Source organism: Variovorax sp. PvP013, assembly GCF_050435945.1.
Lineage (GTDB): Bacteria > Pseudomonadota > Gammaproteobacteria > Burkholderiales > Burkholderiaceae_C > Variovorax.
In genome coordinates, this window is record NZ_JBNDLF010000004.1 from 175,053 (window position 1) to 201,022 (window position 25,970).

The 25,970-nt window shown below is 64.5% G+C and carries 22 protein-coding genes and 1 pseudogene; 18 read left to right on the plus strand and 5 right to left on the minus strand.

Going from position 1 to position 25,970, the window contains the following annotated elements:
• Nucleotides 1-13: 13 nt before the first annotated feature.
• Entirely contained in the window at nt 14-634 is a 621-nt protein-coding gene (gene gstA, locus ABID77_RS13695; RefSeq protein ID WP_429596618.1) for a glutathione transferase GstA, read from the minus strand.
• A 214-nt stretch (nt 635-848) separates the two neighbouring features.
• On the opposite strand from gstA, the gene ABID77_RS13700 reads away from it, so the two are divergent.
• From ABID77_RS13700 to ABID77_RS13730, 7 genes and pseudogenes are all read left to right on the plus strand, one after another.
• Entirely contained in the window at nt 849-1,034 is a 186-nt protein-coding gene (locus ABID77_RS13700; RefSeq protein WP_429596621.1) for a DUF1328 family protein, read from the plus strand.
• A 124-nt stretch (nt 1,035-1,158) separates the two neighbouring features.
• Nucleotides 1,159-3,120, plus strand: coding sequence for a tRNA uridine-5-carboxymethylaminomethyl(34) synthesis enzyme MnmG (mnmG, locus tag ABID77_RS13705; protein ID WP_429596624.1), 1,962 nt, complete (start codon nt 1,159-1,161; stop codon nt 3,118-3,120).
• Nucleotides 3,117-3,779: a 16S rRNA (guanine(527)-N(7))-methyltransferase RsmG gene (gene rsmG, locus ABID77_RS13710; RefSeq protein WP_429596627.1), complete on the plus strand. Its 663-nt coding sequence runs from the start codon at nt 3,117-3,119 to the stop codon at nt 3,777-3,779. The genes mnmG and rsmG overlap by 4 nt, the downstream gene beginning before the upstream one ends.
• Before the next feature lie 977 nt (nt 3,780-4,756).
• Entirely contained in the window at nt 4,757-5,371 is a 615-nt protein-coding gene (locus tag ABID77_RS13715) for a LysE family translocator (RefSeq protein ID WP_429596630.1), read from the plus strand.
• Nucleotides 5,372-5,434: 63 nt separating this feature from the next.
• A pseudogene (locus ABID77_RS13720) lies at nt 5,435-6,193 on the plus strand (ParA family protein); the annotation flags it as partial.
• A 242-nt stretch (nt 6,194-6,435) separates the two neighbouring features.
• A complete protein-coding gene (locus ABID77_RS13725) occupies nt 6,436-7,035 on the plus strand; it encodes an RBBP9/YdeN family alpha/beta hydrolase (protein WP_429596633.1) in 600 nt (199 codons plus the stop codon).
• Nucleotides 7,036-7,040: 5 nt separating this feature from the next.
• Entirely contained in the window at nt 7,041-8,072 is a 1,032-nt protein-coding gene (locus ABID77_RS13730; protein ID WP_429596636.1) for a ParB/RepB/Spo0J family partition protein, read from the plus strand.
• A 45-nt stretch (nt 8,073-8,117) separates the two neighbouring features.
• On the opposite strand, the gene ABID77_RS13735 is transcribed toward ABID77_RS13730, so the two are convergent.
• The 3 genes from ABID77_RS13735 to ABID77_RS13745 all read right to left on the minus strand — a co-directional run bounded on the left by ABID77_RS13735 (nt 8,118) and on the right by ABID77_RS13745 (nt 11,195).
• On the minus strand, nt 8,118-8,951 hold the full coding sequence (locus ABID77_RS13735) for a hypothetical protein (protein ID WP_429596641.1): 834 nt from the start codon (nt 8,949-8,951) through the stop codon (nt 8,118-8,120).
• 51 nt (nt 8,952-9,002) lie between these two features.
• Nucleotides 9,003-9,617, minus strand: coding sequence for a tetratricopeptide repeat protein (locus ABID77_RS13740; RefSeq protein ID WP_429596644.1), 615 nt, complete (start codon nt 9,615-9,617; stop codon nt 9,003-9,005).
• Nucleotides 9,618-9,767: 150 nt separating this feature from the next.
• Nucleotides 9,768-11,195: an FAD-binding oxidoreductase gene (locus ABID77_RS13745; RefSeq protein WP_429596647.1), complete on the minus strand. Its 1,428-nt coding sequence runs from the start codon at nt 11,193-11,195 to the stop codon at nt 9,768-9,770.
• A gap of 93 nt (nt 11,196-11,288) precedes the next feature.
• Here ABID77_RS13745 and ABID77_RS13750 point away from each other — a divergent pair, with 93 nt between their 5' ends.
• Together ABID77_RS13750 and ABID77_RS13755 are read left to right on the plus strand one after the other, a co-directional pair.
• Nucleotides 11,289-11,873 carry a cob(I)yrinic acid a,c-diamide adenosyltransferase gene (locus ABID77_RS13750; RefSeq protein ID WP_429596650.1) on the plus strand — a complete coding sequence of 195 codons (585 nt, stop codon included), beginning with the start codon at nt 11,289-11,291 and terminating at the stop codon, nt 11,871-11,873.
• Nucleotides 11,874-12,018: 145 nt separating this feature from the next.
• Nucleotides 12,019-12,510 carry an RcnB family protein gene (locus ABID77_RS13755; RefSeq protein WP_429596652.1) on the plus strand — a complete coding sequence of 164 codons (492 nt, stop codon included), beginning with the start codon at nt 12,019-12,021 and terminating at the stop codon, nt 12,508-12,510.
• A 69-nt stretch (nt 12,511-12,579) separates the two neighbouring features.
• Here ABID77_RS13755 and ABID77_RS13760 read toward each other — a convergent pair whose 3' ends face one another.
• Complete coding sequence (locus ABID77_RS13760) at nt 12,580-12,861, minus strand: hypothetical protein (protein ID WP_429596655.1); 282 nt, start codon at nt 12,859-12,861, stop codon at nt 12,580-12,582.
• A 273-nt stretch (nt 12,862-13,134) separates the two neighbouring features.
• Between ABID77_RS13760 and ABID77_RS13765 the strand changes: the two genes are divergently transcribed.
• The 9 genes from ABID77_RS13765 to asnB all read left to right on the plus strand — a co-directional run bounded on the left by ABID77_RS13765 (nt 13,135) and on the right by asnB (nt 25,968).
• The gene (locus ABID77_RS13765) at nt 13,135-13,914 is read left to right on the plus strand and encodes a hypothetical protein (protein ID WP_429596658.1); all 780 of its coding nucleotides are present in this window, start codon (nt 13,135-13,137) and stop codon (nt 13,912-13,914) included.
• A gap of 73 nt (nt 13,915-13,987) precedes the next feature.
• On the plus strand, nt 13,988-16,417 hold the full coding sequence (locus tag ABID77_RS13770) for a YjbH domain-containing protein (RefSeq protein ID WP_429596661.1): 2,430 nt from the start codon (nt 13,988-13,990) through the stop codon (nt 16,415-16,417).
• Between the two features lie 50 nt (nt 16,418-16,467).
• Nucleotides 16,468-17,751 (plus strand): Vi polysaccharide biosynthesis UDP-N-acetylglucosamine C-6 dehydrogenase TviB, encoded by a 1,284-nt coding sequence (gene tviB, locus ABID77_RS13775; protein ID WP_429596664.1) that lies wholly within the window; start codon nt 16,468-16,470, stop codon nt 17,749-17,751.
• A gap of 34 nt (nt 17,752-17,785) precedes the next feature.
• Nucleotides 17,786-18,811, plus strand: coding sequence for an NAD-dependent epimerase/dehydratase family protein (locus ABID77_RS13780; protein ID WP_429596667.1), 1,026 nt, complete (start codon nt 17,786-17,788; stop codon nt 18,809-18,811).
• 93 nt (nt 18,812-18,904) lie between these two features.
• Complete coding sequence (locus ABID77_RS13785; RefSeq protein ID WP_429596670.1) at nt 18,905-20,338, plus strand: oligosaccharide flippase family protein; 1,434 nt, start codon at nt 18,905-18,907, stop codon at nt 20,336-20,338.
• Nucleotide 20,339: 1 nt separating this feature from the next.
• Nucleotides 20,340-21,629 carry an O-antigen polymerase gene (locus ABID77_RS13790; RefSeq protein ID WP_429596673.1) on the plus strand — a complete coding sequence of 430 codons (1,290 nt, stop codon included), beginning with the start codon at nt 20,340-20,342 and terminating at the stop codon, nt 21,627-21,629.
• Nucleotides 21,619-22,557 carry a glycosyltransferase gene (locus tag ABID77_RS13795; RefSeq protein WP_429596676.1) on the plus strand — a complete coding sequence of 313 codons (939 nt, stop codon included), beginning with the start codon at nt 21,619-21,621 and terminating at the stop codon, nt 22,555-22,557. Before ABID77_RS13790 ends, ABID77_RS13795 begins: the two co-directional genes overlap by 11 nt.
• 99 nt (nt 22,558-22,656) lie before the next feature.
• Entirely contained in the window at nt 22,657-23,877 is a 1,221-nt protein-coding gene (locus ABID77_RS13800; RefSeq protein WP_429596678.1) for a glycosyltransferase family 4 protein, read from the plus strand.
• A gap of 114 nt (nt 23,878-23,991) precedes the next feature.
• Complete coding sequence (gene asnB, locus ABID77_RS13805) at nt 23,992-25,968, plus strand: asparagine synthase (glutamine-hydrolyzing) (protein WP_429596681.1); 1,977 nt, start codon at nt 23,992-23,994, stop codon at nt 25,966-25,968.
• Nucleotides 25,969-25,970 lie beyond the last annotated feature (2 nt).

Here is a 25,970-nt window from a genome sequence, read left to right on the forward strand (position 1 = left end):
GAGAGAAGGAGGATTACTTCGCCGCGGCCTTCGCGGCGGCTTCCGCGGCCAGCGCTTCCCTGACCGCCGGGCGCTCGCCGATGCGCGCGTGCCAGGCCCGCACCTGCGGATAGGGAGCGAGGTCCAGGCCCGTGGGCTTGGCCCAGTTGGTCACGGTGAAGAGGTAGGCGTCGGCCACGGAGAAGGTGTCGCCCATCAGGAACTCCTTGCCGGTGAGCTGCTGCTCGATCCAGGCGTAGCGCTTGGCCAGCTTGTCGCGGGACTGCGTCTTGGTCTCGTCCGGCGTGGCCGGATTGAACATCGGGCTGAAGCCCTTGTGGATCTCGGTGCCGATGAAGTTGAGCCACTCCTGCAGGCGGTAGCGCGGCAGCGTGCCGTTGGCCGGCGCCAGGTTCTTCTGCGGCGCCTGGTCGGCGATGTACTGCACGATCACCGGGCCCTCGCGCAGGACGGTGCCGTCGTCGAGTTCGAGCAGCGGCACGTAGCCCAGGGGGTTGATGGCGTAGTAGTCCGTGCCGTCGGCGAGCTGGTGGCTTTTGGTGCTGGCGAGCACGGGTTCGAAGGCGATGCCGGCTTCGATCAGGACGATGTGCGGCGACAGCGAGCAGGCGCCCGGCGAGAAATACAGCTTCATTCGTTGAACTCCTGGGAGTGGGGGAAGGGGGACGAGAGTGGTCGCAGATGGGGCGGCGACTGCATTCTGCAAGCCGGCGGAGGGCGGATCGGGCGCCCCTCAAGGCATCGCGTTTTTGTCCTACGGGTGCCCGCGCAGGCCGGACGTGCCGCGTCCGGAGCGCTGCTCTACGCTCACCCCATCAGCGGCACGATGCCGCGCCATAGGAGTCGCCATGTTGAAGTACGCCATCGTTTTCGCGGTCATTTCCCTGATTGCCGGTGCCCTGGGCTTCGGCGGCGTCGCCGCCGGTGCGGCGGGCATCGCCAAGGTGCTGTTCGGCCTGTTCCTGGTGCTGGCCGTGATCTTCCTGGTGCTCGCTGCGCTGGGCGTGGGCGCGGTGCGCAAGGCGATCGACTGACCGGTCGATCGCGGCGGGAGGTGGCCCCACGGGCCACGCTCCCAGGGTCGCCCGCTTAAAATCGCGACCCCGTCTCCCACGGAGACTCCACCGCCGCGCACGCGATAGTGCGCCCCCTCTCCACATGCTTTATCCCGAAGAATTCGACGTCATCGTCGTCGGCGGCGGCCATGCCGGCACCGAGGCGGCCCTGGCGTCCGCCCGCATGGGCGCCAAGACCCTGCTGCTCACCCACAACATCGAGACGCTGGGGCAGATGAGCTGCAATCCCTCCATCGGCGGCATCGGCAAGGGCCATCTAGTGCGCGAGGTCGATGCGCTCGGCGGCGCCATGGCATTGGCGACCGACGAATCCGGCATCCAGTTCCGCATCCTCAATTCCAGCAAGGGACCCGCCGTGCGCGCCACGCGCGCCCAGGCCGACCGGGTGCTCTACAAGGCCGCGATCCGCCATCGACTGGAGAACCAGCCCAACCTCAGCCTGTTCCAGCAGGCGGTCGACGACCTGATGATCGAGGGCGACCGCGTGGTGGGCGCCGTGACGCAGGTCGGCATCGCCTTCCGCGCGCGGACGGTGGTGCTCACCGCCGGCACCTTCCTCGACGGGCGCATCCACGTCGGGCTGGACAACTACCAGGCCGGTCGCGCGGGCGATCCGCCGGCGGTCACGCTGTCGGCGCGGCTGAAGGAACTCAAGCTGCCGCAGGCGCGCCTGAAGACCGGCACGCCGCCCCGGCTCGACGGCCGCAGCATCGATTTCTCGCGCTGCGTCGAGCAGCCCGGCGACGGCATGCCCGGCGGCGCGACGAACGCCATGCCGGTGTTCAGCTTCATGGGCGACGCGGCCATGCACCCGGCGCAGATGCCGTGCTGGATCACCCACACCAACGCCCGCACCCACGAGATCATCCGTTCCGGCTTCGACCGCAGTCCGATGTTCACCGGCAAGATCGAGGGCGTCGGCCCGCGCTACTGCCCGAGCGTCGAGGACAAGATCAACCGCTTCGCCGACAAGGAAAGCCACCAGATCTTCCTGGAACCCGAAGGTCTGACGACCAACGAGTACTACCCCAACGGCATCTCGACCAGCCTGCCGTTCGACATCCAGCTGCAGCTGGTGCGTTCCATGGCCGGCCTGGAGAACGCGCACATCCTGCGCCCGGGCTATGCCATCGAGTACGACTACTTCGATCCGCGCGAGCTCAGGAGCAGCTTCGAGACCCGCGCCATCCAGGGCCTGTTCTTCGCCGGCCAGATCAACGGCACCACCGGCTACGAGGAAGCCGCGGCGCAAGGCCTGTTCGCCGGCATCAACGCGGCCCTGCAGTGCCGTGGCGAGGATGCCTGGTTGCCGCGTCGCGACGAGGCCTACCTGGGCGTGCTGGTCGACGACCTCATCACCAAGGGCGTGACCGAGCCCTACCGCATGTTCACCAGCCGGGCCGAGTTCCGGCTGCAGCTGCGCGAGGACAACGCCGACATGCGCCTGACCGAGGCGGGGCGCCGTCTGGGCCTCGTCGACGACGCCCGGTGGGATGCGTTCTCGCGCAAGCGCGACGCTGTTTCACGTGAAACACAACGCCTGAAGTCGACCTGGGTGAACCCACGCAACCTGCCGGCGGCTGAATCCGAGCGCGTGCTCGGCAAGGCGATCGAGCACGAATACAACCTGGGCGACCTGCTGCGACGCCCGGACGTGAGCTACGACGCCCTGATGTCGCTCGACGGTGGACGCTACGCGCCCAAGGCATCGTTGAATGCGACCGAGATCGAGCAGGTCGAGATCTCGGCCAAGTACTCGGGCTACATCGACCGCCAGCACGACGAGGTCGAGCGCGCCTCGCATTTCGAGAACCTGCGCCTGCCGGCCGATTTCGACTACGCCCAGGTCACCGCATTGAGCTTCGAGGTGCGCCAAAAGCTGGCGCGTCAGCGGCCGGAAACGCTCGGCCTGGCCTCGCGCATCTCGGGCGTCACGCCCGCAGCGATCTCTTTGCTGATGGTGCATCTGCGCAAGGGGGGACACCGGGCCTTCGCCGGCGTTGCCGACGCCTCCGAGACGACGGCAGTGGTGGTGGCCGGATGAGCCAGGACATCGCGTTGCGCGAAGGCGCACGGACGCTCGGCATCGAACTGACGGACCGCCAGTGCGAGCGGCTGCTGGCCTATGGCGCACTGATCCTGAAGTGGAACAAGGTCTACAACCTGACGGCCTTGCGCGATCCGGCGTTGGTGCTCACTCATCATCTGCTGGACAGCCTGTCGGTCATCGGGCCGCTGCAGCGTAAAAAACCCGCGATCACAGGGCAGGGCATCGGCGCGAAGTCTCAGCTGCTCGACGTCGGCGCCGGCGCCGGCCTGCCCGGCGTCGTCATCGCGATCCTGCGCGACGACATCCATGTCACGTGCCTCGATGCCGTGGCCAAGAAAGCGGCGTTCGTGCAGCAGGTGGCGGTCGAACTCGCCTTGCCGAACCTGCGGGGTCTGCACGCGCGCGTCGAGACGCTGACGGGTGGCTACGGCATCGTCAGCTGCCGCGCCTTCGCGTCGCTGGGCGATTTCTACGACGGCTCGCGCCAACTGCTGGCACCGGGTGCCGTCTGGATGGCCATGAAGGGCAAGATGCCCGACGACGAGCTGGCGCAACTGCCTGGCGATGTCGATGTGTTTCACGTGGAACAACTGCGTGTGCCGGGCCTGGATGCCGAGCGCTGCCTCGTCTGGGCGCGGGCCAAAGGCGACTGATTTCATGACTCCCTCTCCCTCCGGGAGAGGAATGCTGAGCGAGGGACACGGGCGGTCATCGAGACCGCGACCTTTCCATCATCGCAGCCCTTCACCCAGCCTCTCCCCGGAGGGGAGAGGAGCAATTCGGAGACCCGTACCACTCCATCTCTTTCGGTACGATTCCCTCTCCCTCCGGGAGAGGGCAGGGGTGAGGGCCGACAGCGGCCATCGAAGCAGCAGCATGTCCACCGCTGACGGCCCCTCACCCAGCCTCTCCTCGGAGGGGAGAGGAGCAATTCGGGGACACGTACCACTCCATCTCTTTCGGTGCGATTCCCTCTCCCTCCGGGAGAGGGCAGGGGTGAGGGCTGGCAGCGGTCATCAAAATGGCAGCATGTCGACCGCCGGCGGCCCCTCGCCCAGCCTCTCCCCGGAAGGGAGAGGAGCAATTCGGGGACACGTACCACTCCATCTCTTTCGGTACGACTCCCTCTCCCTCCGGGAGAGGGCAGGCGTGAGGGCTGGCAGCGGTCATCAAAGCGGCAGCATGTCAACCGCCGGCGGCCCCTCACCCAGCCTCTTCCCGGAGGGAAGAGGAGTAATCCAAGGCACGTACCACTCCATCTTTTTCGGTATTGCTCCCTTTCCCTTCGAGAGAAGGCAGGAATGAGGGCCGGCAGCGATCATCGAAGCCGCGACCTGTCCATCGCTGTGACCCCTCGACCAGCTTCACCCTGAAAGGGCGAAGAGCGATCAGAACGGGCGTGCCAACCACGCCAGCCAACGCATTTCATCCGTCTATTTCGAAAACCACCTCAGCGTGTTTCACGTGAAACAACGCTTCGATCGCGTCTTGAACGCGAACCCGACGGTCATGCGGAGCGCCATCCAGGGTCCGTGCGATTGCGTCCGGCAACACCTTCGCTGCAGTGAGCGAGGCGTGCGTGCCTTAGACTCGGCCTCCCTTCGTTCGCCCGGTCAACCCGGAAAATCCCATGTTCGGCATCGCTGACTACGGCGCCTTTGTGGCGGCCATCATCGTGTTCCTGCTGATTCCCGGGCCGGGCAACCTGGCACTGGTCACGTCGACCGGCAAGGGTGGCATCCGGGGCGGGTTGGCCGCGACGCTCGGCGTCATCGCCGGCGACCAGGTGCTGATGTGGTTGGCCGTGGCGGGTGTCGCTGCCTTGCTGGCGGCCTATCCGACCGCCTTCCATGCCGTGCAGTGGCTGGGCGCCGTCTACCTGGGCTGGCTGGGCCTGAGGATGCTGCGCGCCAAGCCGGGCGATGCGCCCATCCTGCACATCCGCCCGCGCCAGTTCTTCCGCCAGGCGTTGTTCATCACGCTGCTCAACCCGAAGGCCATCGTGTTCTACATGGCGTTCTTTCCGCTCTTCGTCGATCCGGCCCGCCACCAGGGCCTGACGACCTTCGCCGTCATGGCGCTGACCATCGCCGTACTGACCTTCCTGTACGGCCTGACCGCCACGCTGCTGACGCATTTCCTGGCCGAGCGCCTGCGCGCCAATCCGCGCGTCAAGACCACGCTCGAAAAGCTGGCGGGTGTGTTCCTGATCGCCTTCGGCATCAAGCTCGCCATCAGCCGCTGACCCACCGTTTTCCCGTTCCCCATCTCCCCGTTCCCGTACGCACCGAAAGACATCGAGCAAGCCATGGCCAAGATTTTTTGCATCGCCAACCAGAAGGGCGGTGTCGGCAAGACCACCACCACCGTGAACCTGGCCGCCGGACTCGCCAAGGTGGGCCAGCGCGTGCTGATGATCGACCTCGATCCGCAGGGCAACGCCACGATGGGCTCGGGCGTCGACAAGCGCCAGCTGGAGCTGTCCGTGTACGACGTGCTCCTCGAATCGGCCTCGGTCGCCGAGGCGCGCATCCGGTCCGAGAAGTGCGGCTACGACGTGCTGGGCGCCAACCGCGAGCTGGCCGGCGCCGAGGTCGAGATGGTGGCGCTGGACCGGCGCGAGAAGCGCCTGCGCACCGCCCTGGCCGCCGTCGGCGGCGAGTACGACTTCGTCCTCATCGACTGCCCGCCCAGTCTCAACCTGCTCACGCTCAACGGCCTGTGCGCCGCCCATGGCGTCATCGTGCCGATGCAGTGCGAGTACTTCGCCCTCGAAGGCCTGACCGACCTGGTCAACACCATCAAGCAGGTGCACGCCAACCTCAACAAGAACCTGCAGATCGTGAACCTGGTGCGCGTCATGTTCGACCCGCGCATCACCCTGCAGCAGCAGGTCAGCGAGCAGCTCAAGGCGCACTTCGGCGACAAGGTGTTCGACACCGTCATCCCGCGCAACGTGCGATTGGCCGAGGCGCCGAGCTACGGCTTGCCGGGCGTGGTGTTCGACCCCTCGGCGCGCGGCAGCCAGGCCTTCGTCGCCTTCGCCAGCGAACTGGTCGAGAAGATGCCGCCGGCCAGCATGTTCGCGCCGCTGTCGGGCGCTCCTTCGGCGGTCGCGACGTCGCCTTCCGCCGGAAAGGCGAAGAAAGCGGACCGGGGCGGCGAGGCACGCGACGGCGATGCCGGTCCGGTCGTCGACGCCGCGTCATCCGCCGAGCCCGCGCCTGCCGCCGACGCCAGGCCCGCGCCGGCATCCAGGTCCGCACCCGCCGCCAAGCCGGCGGCATCGACGCCCGAATCGGCGTGACCATGGCGCCGTCCGCCGACACGACCGTGCTGCTGCTGCCCGGCTGGCAGAACAGCGGTCCCGCGCACTGGCAGAGCCGTTGGGAGGCGCTGCATGGCGACCGCCGCGTCGAGCAGCACGAGTGGGTGCGTCCGCTGCGCGGCGACTGGTCGATCCGGCTGGAGGAGGAAGTGCTGGCCGCGCCGTCGCCGGTCGTGCTGGTCGCGCACAGCCTGGGCTGCCTGCTGGTGGCGTCCTGGGCCGCGCACTCGCGCCAGACCGGCAAGGTGCGCGCCGCGCTGCTCGTCGCGCCCGCCGACCTGGAGCGCGACGACCTGCGCCAGACCATCCCCGGCTGGGCGCCCATCGTGCGCCAGCGCCTGCCGTTTCCGTCGCTGGTGATCGCCGCCGACGACGACCCGTACTGCGACGTCGCGCGCTCCCGCAGGCTGGCGGTCGACTGGGGCGCCCGCTTCGTCGACGCCGCCGACATCCGCTACGCCTCCCATGCCCCAGCGGAGGGCGCCGCCGGCACCCACGCCGGCCACCTCAATCACGACTCCGGACTGGGCGACTGGCCCGAGGGCCGTGCACTGCTGAACGATTTCCTGAAAGAGCACTGACCTCGATGGCTACCAAGAAACTCAAGGGCCTCGGCCGCGGACTCGAAGCCCTCCTGGGCCCGACCTTCAACGCCGGCACCGCCGTCGCCGACAGCGGCGACGAGGATGACGGCACCACGGGCTCGACGGGCGCCGCCCGGGCCGGCGACGGCCGTCCGGCCGCCAACGGCGCGCGCATCGATCCTTCCGTCCTCCGACTCGACCAGATGGTCGCCGGCGCCTACCAGCCGCGCACCCGCATGGACGAAGGCGCGCTCTACGAACTGGCCGAGAGCATCAAGGCGCAGGGCATCATGCAGCCCATCCTCGTGCGCCGGCTCGAGCCCGACCTGGCTGCGCTCAAACACGCCGAGTACGAGATCATCGCCGGCGAGCGCCGCTTCCGCGCCGCCAAGCTCGCCGGGCTCGACAGCGTGCCGGTGCTGGTGCGCGACGTCGCCAACGAGGCGGCGGCGGCCATGTCGCTGATCGAGAACATCCAGCGCGAGGACCTGAACCCGCTGGAGGAGGCGCAGGGCCTGCAGCGCCTGATCGAGGAATTCGGCCTCACCCACGAGACCGCCGCGCAGGCCGTCGGCCGCTCGCGCAGCGCCGCCAGCAACCTGCTGCGCCTGCTCAACCTCGCCGAGCCGGCCCAGGCCATGCTGATGGCCGGCGACCTCGACATGGGTCACGCGCGCGCCCTGCTGGCGCTCGACCGCGGCGCGCAGGTGACGGCGGCGACGCAGATCGCGGCCAAGAAGATGTCGGTGCGCGAGGCCGAGGCCCTGGTCAAGAAGCTCGCCGCCGACTTCGGCACGACCCCTGGCGCCGACGCTCGCCGCGCCGCGCCGGACCCGCAGGAGAAGTCGGGCGACCTGAAGCAGGTGGAACGCGAACTGGCCGACCTGCTGACCTCCGCCGTCGAGGTGCGCATCAAGAAGCGCACCAAGCACCGGGGCAACCGGGTCGTGGAGAGCGGCGAACTGGCGATCCACTTCGGCTCGATGGATGCCCTGAACGGCCTCATCGAGCGCATCCGCAAGATGCCGGCCTGACGGCCGCCGGCCGGTGCCGGCCGCGACCTCAGACGGACGTGGCCGTCACTGCCCGACCTTCAGCACGCCGCCGCGTCCCAGGCCGCCGCGCACCTCCTGCGCCTTGTAGTTGCGCAGCGAGACCACCATGCTGTTGTAGGCGTCGATGAAGGCCGCCACCGTGGCCTTGCCCTCCGGCGTGCTGGAGAAACCGCTCAGGCTGCCGGCGGCACCGCCGCCGAAGGCACCCAGCGCCGCGCCGTAGTTGGTGGCGGTCGAATTGCCTTCGGAGACCGCGACCTGCACGCTGGAGCGGATGTCGAACAGACTGAGCGTGACGACCGACGACTTGGTTTCCAGCGAACCCGCCATGCGGCTCACGCCGGGGCCCAGGAAGCCGCCCAATGCGCCCGCGAGCTTGCCGGTGGAACTGTTGTCCACCACGATGGACGGCTCCATGAAATAGTCCGCCGCCACGCGCTGTCCCTTCTGCTGGTTCGATCCGGCGCGGAACTCGCCCGAATTGCGCTGCTGCTGGGTGATCGCGCTGATGACGGTGTCGGTGCGCGAATTGCCGATCGACGTGATGACGAAGCAGTTCGACTGCTGCACGGCGACGCGCAGCAAAGGCTCGATCGAGGTGACCTTGGTCGCGGCGCCGAAGCTCGCGTACCACGCCTTGCCGCGTCCGTCGTCGACCGCCAGCGTGCCCAGCGACTCGCTGCAGCGCTCCAGGCTCGAATTGGCGCCGACGCTGCTGCCGCCGGCCGCGCCGCCGGTCACCGCCGTCGGGCTGGTGCCGGTCGAGACCAGACCGCCGGCGCCGGGCGTGACGCAGCCGCCCAGGGCCAGGATGCCCAGCAGGGCGGTGCAGCGCAGGGAGACGAGGGTGTTCTTCATGACGATGGCTTTCGTTGGCGAGGGAAACGACGAGGGGCCCGGGGAGGGACTTCAATAGCGGTAGTACCAACCCCTGGGTCCGCCCCAGGCCCAGTAATAGGGATAGCCGCTGTACCAGTAGCCGTACCAGCCGGCGCGGCGCGCATCGACCCACGCGCGGTACGCGTACTGGCTCCGCAGCTTGGCGGCGCTGGCCTCCGCCTGGAGCACGCGGGCTTCCCGGTCGCCGCGACCGGCGGCGATCATCAGCCACTTCTCCGCCTCCGCCGGGTCCGAGCCCATCTCTTCCAGGCCCATCAGGTAGAAGCGCCCCAGCGCCGATTGCGCCTGCAGGTCGCCGCGCTCGCCGGCGCTGCGCATCCACTGGATGGCCTGGTAGCTGTTCTGCCGGACGCCGTCGCCGCGGAAATAGCGCAGGCCCAGGTCGTAGGCGGCGCGCGGGTCCTTGTTGGCCAATTCGGTGAGGGCGGCGATGCGGTGCGCCTCCTCGGGATCGGTGCCGGCCGACGGATCGAAACTCCCGCCGGCGCGTGGCCGGTCCGAGCAGCCCGTGTCGTCGCAGATCCGCACCGTGGCCGGCTGCGCGGGCGGCGAGGGTGCCGGAGGCTGCGCGCAGGCGGTCAGGGCGCATGCCAGCAAGACGATGGAACAGCGGTGACCGGTCATGGACGATGCGGCGTGGAGGTCTTGGACGATCCCCACTCTAATGTCCGAGACCGTCGCTCGACGACGTGAATGGCCGCTCCGTCTCCCTCCGTTTGAGGATGCACGAAGACGCGATCCGTGCATGCGAACGCACCGCTCGACGCGGCGCGGCTACAGCGCGAAGATCTTCCCCGGATTCATGATGTTCTTCGGGTCGAGCGCGCGCTTGATGACGCGCATGACGTCGACCGCGCCGGCGCCGGCCTCGGTGACCAGGAAGTCCATCTTGTGCAGGCCGATGCCGTGCTCGCCGCTGCAGGTGCCTTCCAGGGCGATGGCGCGCATCACCAGGGAATGGTTCAGGGCCTCGGCGCGGGCGCGCTCGGCGGCGTCGTCGGGGTCGATCAGGTAGCCGAAGTGGAAGTTGCCGTCGCCCACGTGGCCGACCAGGAAGTAGGGGATGCCGCTGGCATCGGCCTCGGCGACCGACTCGAGCAGGCAATCGGCCAGGCGCGAGATCGGCACGCAGGTGTCGGTGGAGATGGCGCGGCAGCCCGGACGCGACTGGATGGCGGCGAAGTACGCGTTGTGCCGCGCCGTCCACAGGCGCGTGCGCTCCTCCGGCGTGGTGGCCCACTCGAAGGCGTTGCCGTCGTGGCCGCTGGCCAGCTCCTGCACCAGTTCGGCCTGCTCCTTCACGCCGGCGGGCGAGCCGTGGAATTCCATCAGCAGCATCGGCTCCTCGCGCAGGCCCAGCTTCGCGTAGGCGTTCACCATGCGCACCGTGTTCGCGTCGATGAGCTCGACGCGCGCGATCGGCACGCCCAGCTGGATGATCTCGATGGTCGTGCGCACGGCCGCCTCGATGCTCGGGAACGAGCAGATCGCGGCCGACACCGCCTCGGGCAGCGGGTAGATGCGCAGGCTGATCTCGGTGATCACGCCCAGCGTGCCCTCGCTGCCCACCATCAGCCGCGTCAGGTCGTAGCCGGCCGAGGACTTGCGCGCCCGCGTGCCGGTGCGGATCGTCTCGCCGGCGGCTGTCACCACCTCCAGCGCCAGCACGTTCTCGCGCATGGTGCCGTAGCGCACCGCGTTCGTGCCGCTGGCGCGCGTGGCCGTCATGCCGCCGATCGAGGCGTCGGCGCCGGGGTCGATCGGGAAGAACAGGCCGGTGCTCTTCAACTCGTCGTTGAGCTGCTTGCGCGTCACGCCCGGCTGCACCGTCACCGTCAGGTCGTCGGCGTCGATGGACAGCACACGGTTCATGCGGCCCAGGTCGATGCTGATGCCGCCCTGCACGGCCAGCAGGTGGCCCTCGAGCGAGGAGCCGACGCCGAAGGGGATGACCGGCACGTCGTGGTCGGCGGCCAGCTTCACGGCATCGGCCACGTCCTGCGTGCTTTCGGCGAACACCACCGCCGCGGGCGGCGGCAACTCGAAGGACGACTCGTCGCGCCCGTGCTGCGTGCGCACGGCCAGGGCGGTCGAGCAGCGCTCGGCGAAGCGCGCCTTGAGCGCATCGATCAGCGCGGCCGGGACCTCGCGCTGCGCGGCCACGGGAGGGGCCAGGTGGGAGAGGGCGGCGGGAGCGTTCATGGCGATGTCCTCAAGAGGAGGGAGTCCGCGACGACGGCGCGGGCGGTCTAACATTCTATGAACCGCTTCCCAACCTTTCATCGGAGTCAACCCATGGGCAACCGCCTCACGCAGATCGCCACCCGCACCGGCGACGACGGCAGCACCGGCCTCGGCGACAACACCCGCGTGCCCAAGAGCCACCTGCGCGTGCACGCCATGGGCGACGTCGACGAGCTCAACTCGAACATCGGCGTGCTGCTGTGCGAGCCGATGCCCGATGCCGTGCGCGAGCTGCTCGTCGACGTGCAGCACCAGCTCTTCAACCTCGGCGGCGAACTGTCGATGCCCGGCTACACGCTGCTCAAGGCCGAGGCCCTGCTGCAGCTCGACGAGGCCCTGGCCGAGCACAACGCGCACCTGCCGCGCCTGGCCGAGTTCATCCTGCCGGCCGGCACCCGCGCCGCCTCGCTGGCGCACGTGTGCCGCACGGTGGCGCGGCGCGCCGAGCGCGCCGTCGTGGCGCTGGGCGCCGACGAGTCGATCAACGGCGCGCTGCGCCACTACCTCAACCGCCTGAGCGACCTGCTGTTCGTGCTCGCGCGCGTGCTCAACCGCATGCCGGACAGCGACGGCCGACACGGCGACGACGTCTACTGGAAGAGCGAGCGCATGGCGCGAAACGAAGCGGCCTCCTGACCGACACGCGCCGGTGGTGCGAGGCCCCAGGCTACGTCTGCTTACAGCCTTCACCTCGTGCGCACCCGTCGACCGTCCGGTCGATACACGCGGGCCGCACAGTGGAGTTTCCGCATCACGCAGCACCCGAGAAGGACGCCCCCTCATGAACGCCTCAGACCACACCCGCACGAGCGCTCGCCCCTCCGGCCGGCGCATGCAACGCCTGGCCGTGGCCGCGCTGGCCCTGTGCATGGCCGCCGGCGGCGCCATGGCCCAGGGACGCCCGGGCGGCGACGACCGGCGCGGTCCGCCCGATCACAAGGAACGCTTCGACAACGGCCACGACAACCGGCGCGCCGATCGCCGCGACGATCGCGACGACCATCGCCACGATCGTCACGACCGTTACGACCGCCAGGACTTCCGCGACGGCCGGCACTTCGACCGCCGCGGCTACGAGCCCCGTCCGGCCGAATGGCGGCGCGGTGGCCGCCTGCCGCCCGAGTACCGGGGCCGCAACTACGTCGTGAACGACTACCGCGCCTACCAGCTGCAGCCGCCGCCGCGCGGCTACCAGTGGATCGGCGTCGGCGGCGAGTTCGCGCTCGCCGCCATCGCGACCGGCGTCATCGCGCAGATCGTCCTGTCGAGATGAAACGACGACGGGCCGCCCGCGCGGTTCCATGAAAAAAGCGCCGACATGTCGGCGCTTTTTTCGTTGGGTTCAGTGGCTCTCGGTGAAGACGGGGGCCTGGGCCACCTGCGCGCGGACGTTGCGTCCGGTGATGGTCAATCGAAGACCGCCGCCGTGCCATTCCAGCCAGTTCAACGCCACGTAGGCGTCGATGTCGTCGCTGTCGATCAGGTCGGCCTGACGCTGCTTCAGGCGCTCCATGGTCAGGGGCAGGGCCTGTCGCAGTCGTTCACGCTCCAGTGCCGCCATGTCGGCTTTCAGGGAAAGGCGGGCTGAAACCTGCTTGCGGGTCTGCATCGTTGCCGGGGCCATGAGAGATCCATTTCCAGAAAGAGAAGAGGTGCATACCAATGTACGCGTCTTGGATCTCCAGCATATCGATTTGCCGTTACCAATTCGCCACAGTTCCCATATTTGGAATTACTCCGTCTAAAACTCGCTCTTTTCGTGAATTCCTACTGATACACTGCCCACTCAAAACGTTACCAACTGTCAATGTAATACTAAAGATGTAATTGCAGTTGGCCAATTGATTGTTTGTTTTACTGGAGCAGTACATTGATTTCATCATTCTCGAAATCGGCAGTGGCCAAGATCGCTGTTCCCGCGTTGGCCGCGTTGGCGCTGACGGCCTGCGGTGGTGGTGGCGGCGGTGACGGCGGCAGCGGCAGCAACGGCGCCGGTGCCGGCGTGTCGGTCAATGGCACGGTCGCCCGTGGCGCCGCGATCGCGAACGCCACCATCCAGTTGTCCTGCGCCAACGGTGCCGAACTGACCGGCACGTCCGCCGCGGACGGCACCTTCACCACCAGCCGTACCGCCGTCGTCTACCCGTGCGTCGGCACGGCCACGGCCGGCACCCTGGTCTATCGCGGCATCCTGTTCACCAACTCGACGGCCAACTTCACGCCCCTGACCGACCTGCTCGTGCAGACCGTGCTGGCCGCCTCGGTGAGCGGCTCGGCGTCGTTCACGCTGCAGGAGTTCATCTCCAAGATCCGGGGCGACAGCACCTTCGCCGCCAACGTGTCGTCGTCGACGGCCGTCGCCAGCTTCCGCAACTCGGTGCTCAACGTCATCAAGGCGCAACTGATCGCCTCCGGCCAGACCGAAGCCCAGGCCACCGCCACGCTGGCGGCCGCCGGCAACTTCGAGGGCCAGACCTTCGTCGTCGGTTCCGATCTCGACAAGGTGCTCGACAACCTCGCCGCCACGATCCAGAACGCCGACGGCAGCCTGCGCACGACCATCCTGGCCCTGATCAAGGCGGCCGGCGACCTGCTGGCCACGCCGGCGAGCGGCACGGCCACGGGCGGCACGGGTGGCACCGGCGGAACCGGCGGCACGGGCGGCACGGGCGGCTGAGGACGCGTCGCCGAATCGATGAGCCTTCCAGGGCAGCTCCGAAGCTGCCCTTTTTCTTTTGTCCGTCCGTCCCATGTCACCCTCCTGTGAAACCGGCGTGTTCCGGGTCAAGGCCACCGTCGGCGCGCTGCTGGTGTGGCCCGGTCTCGTGGGGGCGATCGCGCCCGTGTTCGCCCAGCCGGTCGCGCAGCTCGCGCCGACGCTCAACGCCAGCGGCATGTCCGGCCTGTCGGTCACGCCGACGGCGCCGCTGCTGCCATGGGGCACGCTGGGGCTGGCCTACGACAACGAGGTCGTCGGCGCGCCGGTCGACCGCACCCACGGCACCGGGGGACACAACGTCGTGGCCGGCTTCGGCCTGCTGCCCAACCTGGAAATCTCCGGCCGCGTCGCCGCCAACACGCTCGGGGTGAACTGCTACACCGAGAACTGCGGCCTGCGCGACCTCTCGTTCAACTTCAAGGCCGGCGCGCCGCTCGACCGCGACAACCGCTGGCACATCGCCGCCGGCGCCACCGACCTGGGCGGGCAGACCGGCAACTTCCGCTCCGTCTACGGCGTGCTCACGTACCGCCCGGTCGACCAGCTCGACCTCTCCGCCGGCCTGGCGCGGCGCCGCGGCGCGGCCAACGTCAGCACGCCGCTCGACGGCCCCTTCGCCAGCGCCGCCTATCGCCCGCTGCCGTGGCTGCAGACGCACGTCGAATACGCCGACAGCAAGGCCTGGGCCGGCGCCCGCGTCTACGCGCCGGCCACGTGGCTGCCCGCCGGCTGGCAGGCGCACGTCGGCGCCAACGTGCGCCTGCACGGCGACGACCGCATCGCCGTGCCGGGCGGCGGCACGCAGGGCTCGGCGCGCGGCTGGGTCAGCGTCGGGCTGAACATCCCGCTCTTCAAGGTGCCGACCGCCGCGCCGGCGCCCGCATCGCATGCGACGCAGGGCGAGGGCGCCGCGGCGCCGCGCCCGGCGTTCTCCACGCGCGGCCTGCCGGCCTCGGAGACCCCGCTGGTGGCCGACCTCGCCCCCCGGGTCGTCGAGGCCAAGCCGCCGCCGTCGGCGCTGGTCAACATCGCGCCGCCGGGCATCGGCATCAGCGCCGAGGCCCAGGCCGCCGCCGACGCCATGGCCCGCACCGACGCCGTCCTCCCGGCCGTGGCCCCGGTCGCCGACGCGCAGCTCGTGGCGCTGGGCGAGGCCCTGCGCGCCAAGGGCTTCGAGGACATCGCCGTCGGCCGCGCGGGAGACGGCGCCATCGCCGTGCGACTGAACAACGCCACCTACAACGCCAACACGGCCGACGGCCTGGGCGTGGCGCTGGGCGTGATCGCGCGCCAGCTCGCCGGCCAGCGCGCCGGCTACCGGCTGGTGCTGACGCAGCGCCAGCTCGCCATCGTCGGCGTGACGGGGCAGGCCGACTGCCTCGCGCAATGGATCGCCCAGGGCCCGCCGCGCTGCACCGCCGGCCAGCTCTACACCCCCGGCACCACCGCGCTGGACACCCTGCTGGCCGACGCCCGCTGGGTGGTCGAGGGCCGCGCGCCGAGCTGGGCGACGCCGCGCGTCATCCTGCAGCCGGTGCTGCGCAGCGCCGTCGCCACCGAATACGGCGTGTTCGACCATTCGCTGGCCCTGCGCGCGATGCTGCAGCAGCCGCTGTGGCGCGGCGCCTGGGCCGAGGTGGCGGGCAACACGCCGCTGCACGAATCGAACGACTACAAGCCCGGCCAGGTCTTCGGCGACAGCCGCTTCGTCAGCCAGACCGACCGCTACATGGTCCACCAGATGTTCCGCGTGCCGGTGGAGAGCCTGCTCGGCCAGCTCGTGCGCGTCACCGGCGGCAGCGACCACCGCAACCCCGAGAAGGTGCGCCAGGCCGCCGAGCGCTGGGGCGCCGCCGCCCTGACCGCCCACGTGGCCACCGGCCGCATCGACGCCAACTACCGCGGCCACTACGGCGAGCTGCGCTGGGAGCCGGGCGAAGGCCGGCACAAGTTCGGCGTGGAGGCGGGGCGCTTCCAGCGCGTGACGTACTACGACCCCAACCTGCCGATCAATTCGCGCACCGCGCTGGCCAACTACCGCTACGCCTTCACGCCCACGCGCACCTACTTCGAGGCCGCCGCCGGCCAGTTCCTCTACAACGACCGGGGCGTGCGCGTGGGCATCAAGCAGTGGTTCGACGACGTCGCCGTCAGCCTCTACGTGCGCCACACCAAGTTCGAATGGGCGGCCCAGGGGCGCACGTCGGCCGGCATCGAGCTGTCCATCCCGCTGACCCCGCGCAAGGACATGTCGCCCACCTACCCCGTGCAGGTGGTGGGCAATCCGCGCTGGTCCTACGGCATCGAGACCGTGGTGCGCGAGCAGTCCAACGTGCTGAACACCACCCAGGGCGTGGGCGCGAACGTGTCGATGCTCGACCGGACCTTCAACTTCGACCGCGCCGGCCTGGCCTATTTCGAGGACCAGATGCCGCGCATCCGCAGCGCCGCGCAGCAATAGCCGACGGCCATCGCCGGGCCACGGATTCAATTTCCTCCAATTCATCATCCATGAACGACATCAGCCACTCATCGCCCATCGCCATCATCGGACTGGGTTACGTCGGACTGCCGCTGGCGGCGGAATTTGGGAAAAAGCGCCCGGTCGTCGGCTTCGACATCGATGCCCGGCGCATCGCCGAATTGCAGGCCGGGCACGACCGCACCCTGGAGACCACGGCCGAGGAACTGCAGGCCGCATCGCAGCTGTCCTTCACGTCGCACGGCGACGACCTGCGCGACTGCGGCGTCTTCATCGTCACCGTGCCCACGCCCATCGACAACGCCAACCGCCCCGACCTGACGCCGCTGGTCAAGGCCAGCGAGACCGTCGGCAAGGTCATGCGCCAGGGCGCCGTCGTGATCTTCGAATCCACGGTCTATCCGGGCGCCACCGAGGAGGTCTGCGTGCCCATCCTCGAACGCTTCAGCGGCAAGAAATTCAACGTCGACTTCTTCTGCGGCTACAGCCCGGAGCGCATCAACCCCGGCGACAAGGAACACCGCCTGCCCAGCATCAAGAAGGTGACCAGCGGCAGCACGCCGGAGGTGGCCGAAGCCGTGGACCGGCTGTACCGGGAGATCATCACCGCCGGCACCCACAAGGCCAGCAGCATCAAGGTGGCAGAGGCCGCCAAGGTGATCGAGAACACGCAGCGCGACGTGAACATCGCCCTGATGAACGAACTCAGCCTGATCTTCCACCGCCTGGGCATCGACACCCTGGAGGTGCTGCAGGCGGCGGGCACCAAGTGGAACTTCCTGCCGTTCCGTCCCGGGCTGGTGGGCGGGCACTGCATCGGCGTGGACCCGTACTACCTGACCCACAAGGCGGTCGAGGTGGGCTACCACCCCGAGGTCATCCTGGCCGGGCGCCGCATCAACGACAACATGGCCAGCCACGTGGCCGACCAGGTCGTGAAGCTGATGCTGCGCAAGAACCTGCCCGTGCTGGGCAGCAAGGTGCTGGTGCTGGGCCTGACCTTCAAGGAGAACTGCCCCGACGTGCGCAACACCAAGGTGGTCGACATCGTGACCACGCTCAGGGGCTACAACACCCAGGTCGACGTCTACGATCCGTGGATCAACGTCGAGGACGCGGAGCACGAGTACGGCCTGACGTGCCTGCGCCAACCGCCGGCCGCCGGCGCCTACGACGCCGTCGTCCTGGCGGTGAGCCACCACCAGTTCGTGACGCTGGGCGAGGCGGGCATCAAGGCCTTCGGCAAGCCGGAGGCGGTGCTGTTCGACGTCAAGAGCCTGTTCCCGCTCGGCGCCGCCGACGGACGCCTGTGAGAACCACCCCCCGCACCCGACCGGACCGCCCCAGATGACGACGGCTTACGAACGACTGAAAGCGCGGCTGCCCGACGAGCCGCACACCTGGCTGGTGACCGGCGTCGCCGGCTTCATCGGCAGCAACCTGCTGGAGACCCTGCTGCGGCTCGACCAGCGCGTGGTGGGGCTCGACAACTTCGCGACCGGCTTCCAGCGCAACCTCGACGAGGTGCAGGGCCTCGTCACGCCCGAGCAGTGGCGCCGCTTCGACTTCATCGAGGGCGACATCCGCAACCTCGACGACTGCCACCGTGCCTGCGAGGGCGTGGAGTACGTGCTGCACCAGGCCGCGCTGGGATCGGTGCCACGCAGCCTGGCCAACCCCATCGCCACCAACGAGACCAACATCGGCGGCTTCCTGAACATGCTGGTGGCCGCGCGCGACGCGAAGGTCACCAGCTTCACCTACGCGGCCAGCAGCAGCACCTACGGCGATCACCCGGCGCTGCCCAAGGTGGAGGACGTCATCGGCAAGCCGTTGAGCCCCTACGCGGTGACGAAATACGTCAACGAGCTCTATGCGGACGTGTTCGCCCGTTGCTACGACTTCAAGACCATCGGCCTGCGCTACTTCAACGTCTTCGGCCCGAGGCAGAACCCCAATGGGGCCTATGCGGCGGTCATTCCGAAGTGGACTTCTTCACTGCTTGACGGCGCACCGGTCTATATCAACGGCGACGGCGAAAGTAGTCGGGACTTTTGTTTCATCGAAAACGCGTTGCAGGCAAATCTGCTGGCAGCCACGAGCGAGAGCCAAAAATCAAAGAACCAGATCTACAACGTCGCAGTAGGCGACAGAACTACTCTGAACTCGTTGTTCTTTCTGATCAAAAACAATCTTATAAAAAGCGGCGTTCCAATTTCTTCCGAGCCGGTCTATCGCGATTTTAGAGAGGGTGATGTGCGGCACAGTCAGGCCGCCATTGAAAAAGCAAGAGAACTGATAGGGTATGAGCCGCTTTTCGATATAAGCCGAGGGATTGAAAAGGCATTGCCTTGGTACATTGCCAATCGATGACTCCGCCTGCCTTACACCATATTTCGTAAATGGCTCGCACTTCTGCAGATCCAGTAGCTCAATTCTCAAAAGAGCTGTAGCTTACATCAAATAATGTTAAAGAATTCTCTAATATATTTGATTGTGAGATTGCTAAATGGCGTTGTTGCGATTGCAAGCTTTTATGTTCTGTCGCGGCTTTTAAGTGCGGCAGAGTATGGTGTCTATGCACTTGGAATTTCTGCAATCGCATTTTTTGGGTCTGTTCTGTTTCAATGGATCGCAGTATCCATGGCGAGATTTTACGCAGAGCATTCGAGTCGTTCGGACGTTTTGCTCAACGAAGTCATGCGGTTGTTTTTTTGGGCGACCGGAATCGGCCTCCTTGTCCTGGCAGTATTTGTAATGTTGCCAGGGAGTGGTCAAATGAACTCTCAATTGGCAATGGCGATATTCGTTGGTGCCATCGCCATGGGAGGGCACAGCATCGGATTGCAAATCGCAAATGCTGCGAGTAGGCCCGTTTACTATGGGTTGCTCTCAACGACACGAAGTCTTCTTGCTTTTGTTATGGCAATCGCTGCGAGCTACTGGGGCTTTGGCGGCACCGGAGCGGTACTGGGGATTGCAGTCGCGACAGCAGTTGTTGTTCTGGCATTTAAAATAATCCGATTTCCAGCGAGAGAAAAAGAAGATCGACTGTTGCGTGCAGATCTGGTGCGTTATGGATTGCCATTGACTTTGACGTATTTGGCAATGATGGTGCTTGATGTTTCGGATCGATTCATCATCGGGTTGATGTTGGGAGCGGCGGCGGTAGCTCCTTACGCTGCAGCATATGATCTGACCCAGCAAGTAATCGGTGCCTTGGCCAACGTTCTATTTTTGGCCTCGTTTCCAAGCATAATGAATGCTTGGAAAAAAGGTCGTGCGGTCGAAGCGAAACGAGCAGTGCTGCCGTTATCAAATGCCTTGCTCATCGGGGCGCCATTGATTGCTGGTTTATTTATCGGCTGGTCATCTGAGATATCTCAGATAGTATTCGGCCCTGCTTTACGCCACGATGCTTCATTGATAATGCCCTGGGTTGTTATCGCCATAACCATAGGGTGCATTAAAAGCTTTTTCCTTGACGTTGCTTTTCAGTTGGAAAAAACGATTCATTTGCAGTTGCGAATTACCATCGCAATGGCTCTTCTTAATGTGATCTTGACTGTTGCCTTGCTGCCAATGCTCGGCGTTCTAGGGGCGGCGGTTTCCACTGCGATCGCTTTTTTTCTAGGAGCTTGTGCAAGTTGGTGGTTTGGTCGAAGGCTTGAAATATATTCAGTCTCCTTCAAAGATGTTCTAAGGGCGCTTGCTGTTTTTGGCTGCATAGTCGCCTCTATGAGTTTCTTTCCTGTCAATCAAGATACGGCTGAAATTCATATGTTTCTTAAACTGACTGTTGGTTTGGGGGCATACCTTGTTTCCGCCGTTTTGATTAATTTGGGCGGCGTTCAATTGGCATTCGCCAAAAAACTCAAATCTATTAACGCAAGTACATAAAATGGTTGTAAGTCTTGCGGCTGGCGCATTCCTTCTGCTGATTTCCCTCGTTCTAAAGAGCGTTGTGAAGGACGGTTTGCATCCGAGCGTGGTTTTCACCATGACTTGGGGTCTTGTTTTAATGGCGATTGGAATCTCGCAGCCTTTTGGTTATTTCCAAATTGGCTTGGAAGCCTTGTTGATAATCCTTATCGGCGTAATTTTCTACATAGCTGGATCGCTGGCTCAGATCAAAAGAAAAAGCTTTTATTCAGGACAGGTCGACTATCAGATTGATTATAGAAAGATCCTGATTTTTTGCATTCTGCTTCATGCGGTGATGATCCCGATCTCGTTCGATGAAATCAGCTCGATCACTCAAAATTCAGAAGATATTTATGCGTCCGCATACCGGCTTCGTGAAGCTTCCGTAAGTGGTGAGGAAAAAGTAGGTTTTTTGGTCGGGAATTACTTGACGCTTGGACTGTTTTTCGTCCCTATTCTTTTGGTTGGATGGATTCAGCGAAAATTAGGAATAATTGCCTTTCTGCTTATAACTGTTCCATGGCTGGTGATTAACGTGTATGTGAATGGTCGCAGTGGAATCGTTACGCTGCTCCTATGCTGCATCTACATCTATCTGGCGCAAGGAAAAAGGATATCCATCCGCGCAATTGCAGTGTTCGCACTTGCTTTCATGGCGGTACTGGTAGCAGGTAATTTGCTGGTGGGGAAGATCGACGCCACTTTAGATGAGGGATTATTTGCTGTTCTGCTGCAATCCTTGGTGGGATTTGCAAATTATTTAATGCAAGGCCCGATTCTTTTCTCTGAATATATAAAAAATCCAGTAGCAATCAATCCAAGTTGGGATGCATTGATATTTTTTTGCCAAATCCTTTCGAAAGTGGAAATGTGCGTCTTGCCTGTGCTCCATCAAGACTATATGAGCTTTACGAGGGACGGTGATATTGGCAACGTTTATTCGGTATTTTTCTCGATATATCCGAACTACGGTTGGATTGGAATTATATTTTTTTTCTGGGTTTATGGTCTATGGTCTGCTTTTCACCATGTCCATGCAAATAATTCCTTGATGCATTTGCTGCTGGCTGGATTTCTTTTCTCGGCCTGTACCTTGTCGATTTTTTCCGATGCTTATGGAATGAATTTGTATTTCTTTATTAAAATCATTTTTATCTATCTGATCTCAAAACGTGTATTCGCAAAAAAGACGAGTAATAGCTCTAACACAGGGGAAATCAGTTCCCAGCACAAGGTTCCGATGGCAGCAATATCAGGTGGACCTTGAAGCTTCGGGCTTGGAGGTCACTGAGGCGCATAGTTACTTTGGTGCTTATGCGCCACCCAATAAGGTGATCCGAGCAGGATGGCTTGCTTGTTCACTTGCTGAAAATGTTCTTAGGGTACAAAGGGCGAATAAATATGATCTGCGATTTCTTCAAAGAAATCTAACAGCAACTTTGACGACGATGGAACCGTGGTTGAAGGCTCCTTTCGTTTTCGATGTTGATGACGCAATTTTTTTGGGTCCGCGCGGTGCTAGTGCCGATCGGATCGCTCGCGCTTCATCATTGATAATTTGTGGAAATGATTTCTTGGCTGATCATTTCTCGCGGTACGGAAATGTAAAGGTTTTGCCTACTGCAGTCGACGCTGTGCGTTTTGCTCCGTGCACGAGTAGAAACCAGGATTTTCAGGTGATCGGCTGGTCTGGATCTTCTTCTGGCCTCAAATACCTTTATAGGATCGAGAAATCGATACTCAAATTACTGCAAAGGTTTCCTGCTGCCATCCTGAAAATTATTTGCGACAGACCACCTGAATTCAAATTGCTTCCGGCAAAAAGAGTGATCTACGAACCGTGGGCTGCTGATACAGAAGTTTCTGCGTTGCAGAGTTTTTCCATTGGAATCATGCCGCTCGAAGATGATCTATGGGCCAAGGGCAAATGCAGTTTTAAGATGCTCACATACATGTCTGTAGGCATCCCTGTTGTGGTTTCACCAGTGGGAATGAATTTGGAGGTGCTGTCCCAAGCGCACTGTGGATTTGGTCCGAGAAACGACCATGAGTGGATAGAAGCAATTTCGTCGCTACTTGAAAGCTCTGAACTTTCGAAGAATATGGGTGAGGCTGGCCGCAGTTTGATTGAAGCGAGATACGCAAAAAATATAATAGGTCTGCAGCTTTCGGAGATTCTCAAATCTCAGATTTAAGCTGATTTCAACGATGCCTTGCCGTTTCGGGAAAAAGCCAATTGAAACATGTGGCTGCTTGGCTCTCTTGAAATCAAAACTATAGAGTGACTTGTCTGTTTGAGTTTTGCGCAAAAGTATTTTATTTTGATAGCCAACGGAATTTCGCAAAGAGTTGAATTGAATCCCCGGATGGGAATGAAAAAAGTTTTGCACATAATCACTGGTCTAAGCAATGGCGGGGCGGAAGCCGTTTTGTCGCGTTTAATCGAATTCGATCGCGCAAGCGACATCCGGCATCATGTGATTTCGCTTACGGATCGAGGTCTATATGCCGCTCGACTAGAACATATCGACGTGCCCGTGGATTGTCTGAATTTCCCGCGCGGTCGAGTCACCTCATCAGGACTTATTAAGCTGTTTGGTCTTATAAGAAAAATAAAACCTGACATCGTCCAAACATGGATGTACCACTCCGATCTGATCGGAGGCATCGTCGCGCGCGTGGCGGGTGTCGATTCCGTTGTCTGGGGCATTCGACAAGCCAATCTCGATCCCGCTCACAACAGCGGCGGCACTTTGCGTGTGGTCCGCATGTGCGCGCGCTTGTCGCGATGGGTGCCCAGGAAAATCGTCTCTTGTTCCGAACAGGCGACGCGGCTGCATCAGGCGGCAGGCTACCGGGCCGACAAATTCGTGCAGATTCCCAATGGCTACAGCATGGAGCGTCTCAAGCCCGACGCGTCCGCGCGGCATGGCATTCGCGCCGAGCTGGGCGTTCCGGCCGATGCTTTCGTCTTGGGCATGGTGGCGCGCTTCAATGTCCAGAAGGACCATCGCAACCTGATCCGGGCGTTGGGCTTGCTCAAGCGCCGTGGCGTGCAATTCACCTGCCTTCTCGTCGGCGTGGACATGGAGCCGGCGAACGACACGCTGCGCGGCTGGATCGAGGAAGCCGGTATTTCAGGCGACGTCCGGTTGCTCGGACCTCGCAGCGACATTCCGGCCGTCATGAACGCGATGGACGTCCATGTGCTGTCGAGTCTGGGCGAGGGGTTCCCAAATGTCCTGGCGGAAGCCATGGCCTGCGGCATCCCGTGCGTGACGACCGACGTGGGGGACGCCGCCGTCATCGTCGGGGCGCATGGATGGGTGGTCGCACCGCAGGACGCCGGAGCGCTGGCGGACGGATTGACGCAAGCCCACGCGAGCTTCCTGAAAAGCCGGGAAGACTGGCGAAGCCTCAAATCCGCGTGCCGCTCTCACATCATGGCGAACTTCGAATTGGAAGTGATGTGCGAGCGTTACCGGCAGGTGTGGAAGGCTTGCATGCCGAATTAGCGGATCGGACCGGGCCGTGTGCCGACAGGCGATTTTCCATCGCGCGTATTCGATGAACAAACAAGAAAATTCCCGGCGTGGCTGTGCCTGCCGGAACAGAGAGGACTGCCGGACATGTGCGGATTTGCGGGTTTCCTAGGAGGGCAATGGTCGGGTGATACCGCTTCACCACACCTGAAGGCCATGACCGATGCGATTTCCAGGCGCGGCCCCGACGCCGAGGGGCAGTGGCTGGACGCGGACGCCGCCATCGGTCTGGGACATCGGCGCCTGTCGATCGTCGACCTGTCCGAAGCGGGCGCGCAGCCGATGACCTCGACATCGAACCGGTATGTCATCGCGTTCAACGGCGAGATCTACAACCATACGGATCTGCGCGACGAGTTGGACGCACGAGGCCGTGCTCCCACGTGGAGGGGGCATTCGGACACCGAAACGCTGCTGGCCGGCTTCGACGCCTGGGGCATCCGTGCCACGGTCGAACGCTCCATCGGCATGTTCGCCTTCGCCGTGTGGGACCGGCAGTCGCGCACGCTCACGCTCGCGCGCGACCGCATGGGCGAGAAGCCGCTCTATTACGGCTGGCAGGGCACGGGCCGCGCGGCGGTGTTCCTGTTCGGTTCGGAGTTGAAGGCCCTGCGCCAGCATCCGGCGTTCGGGGCGGCGATCGACCGCGACGCCCTGTGCCTGTTCATGCGGCACAACAACGTGGGCGGCGCGCATTCCATCTACGAGGGCATCCACAAGCTGTTGCCGGGCAACCTGCTGACCGTGTCGCAGACCGCGCCCGAGCCCGTTCTCCAGACCTACTGGTCGACCGTCGCGGCGGCGCAGCAGGGCGTGGCTCACCGGTTCGAAGGCGGCCCCGGCGAGGCGGTCGATGCGCTGGAGGTGCTGCTCAAGGACGCCGTGCGCCGGCAGATGATGGCCGACGTGCCGCTCGGCGCGTTCCTGTCGGGCGGCATCGATTCCTCGACCGTGGTGGCGCTGATGCAGTCGCAGGCCGCGCGGCCGGTCAAGACCTTCTCGATCGGCTTCCACGAGGCCGGCTACAACGAGGCCGAGCACGCCAAGGCGGTCGCCTCGCACCTGGGCACCGAGCACACCGAGATGTACGTCTCGCCGGAACAGGCGCTGGCCGTCATCCCGGACCTGGCGGGCCTGTACTGCGAGCCGTTCGCCGACTCGTCGCAGATCCCGACGTTCCTGGTCAGCCAGCTCGCGCGCCGCCACGTGACGGTCTCGCTGTCGGGCGATGCCGGCGATGAACTGTTCTGTGGCTACAACCGCTACATGCTGACGGCGAACCTGTGGAAGAAGCTGTCGGCCGTGCCGCGGCCGATGCGGCACGGCCTGGCCCGCGCGCTGACGGCCGTGTCGCCCGAGCGCCTGAACCGTCTGGCCGCCGGCACGCCGCTTTCGCGCCGCTGGGCGAACGTGGGCGACAAGCTGCACAAGGGCGCGGGCGTCATGACGGCCGGATCGGCGGCCGAGCTCTACCGGGGCATGGTGTCGCATTGGCCGCGGCCCGAGGACGTGGTGATCGGCGGCCGGGAGCCGCGCACCGCGCTCGATGCGCCGGCGTCCGTGCTCGCGGGCCTGAGCGACGTCGAACGCATGATGGCGCTCGACCTCCAGACCTATCTGCCCGACGACATCCTGGCCAAGGTCGACCGTGCCGCCATGGGCGTGAGCCTGGAGACGCGCGTTCCGTTCCTGGATCACCGCGTCGTGGAGTTCGCCTGGCAACTGCCCATGCAATACAAGCTGCGTCGGGAAGACCGGCGCTGCACGACCAAGTGGGCGCTGCGCGAAGTGCTGTTCCGCCACGTGCCCAAGGCGTTGATCGAGCGGCCGAAGATGGGTTTCGGCGTGCCCATCGAAAGCTGGCTGCGCGGCCCCCTGCGGGCCTGGGCGGAAGACCTGCTGAGCGAGTCGCGCCTGAAGCGCGAGGGCTTCTTCGACGTCGCCGCCGTGCGGCAGAAATGGTCCGAACACCTCGGCGGCCAGCGTAACTGGCAGCACCAGCTCTGGTGCGTGCTGATGTTCCAGGGCTGGCTCGACGAGCAGACGAAACCGGCGCGGCCGTAGCC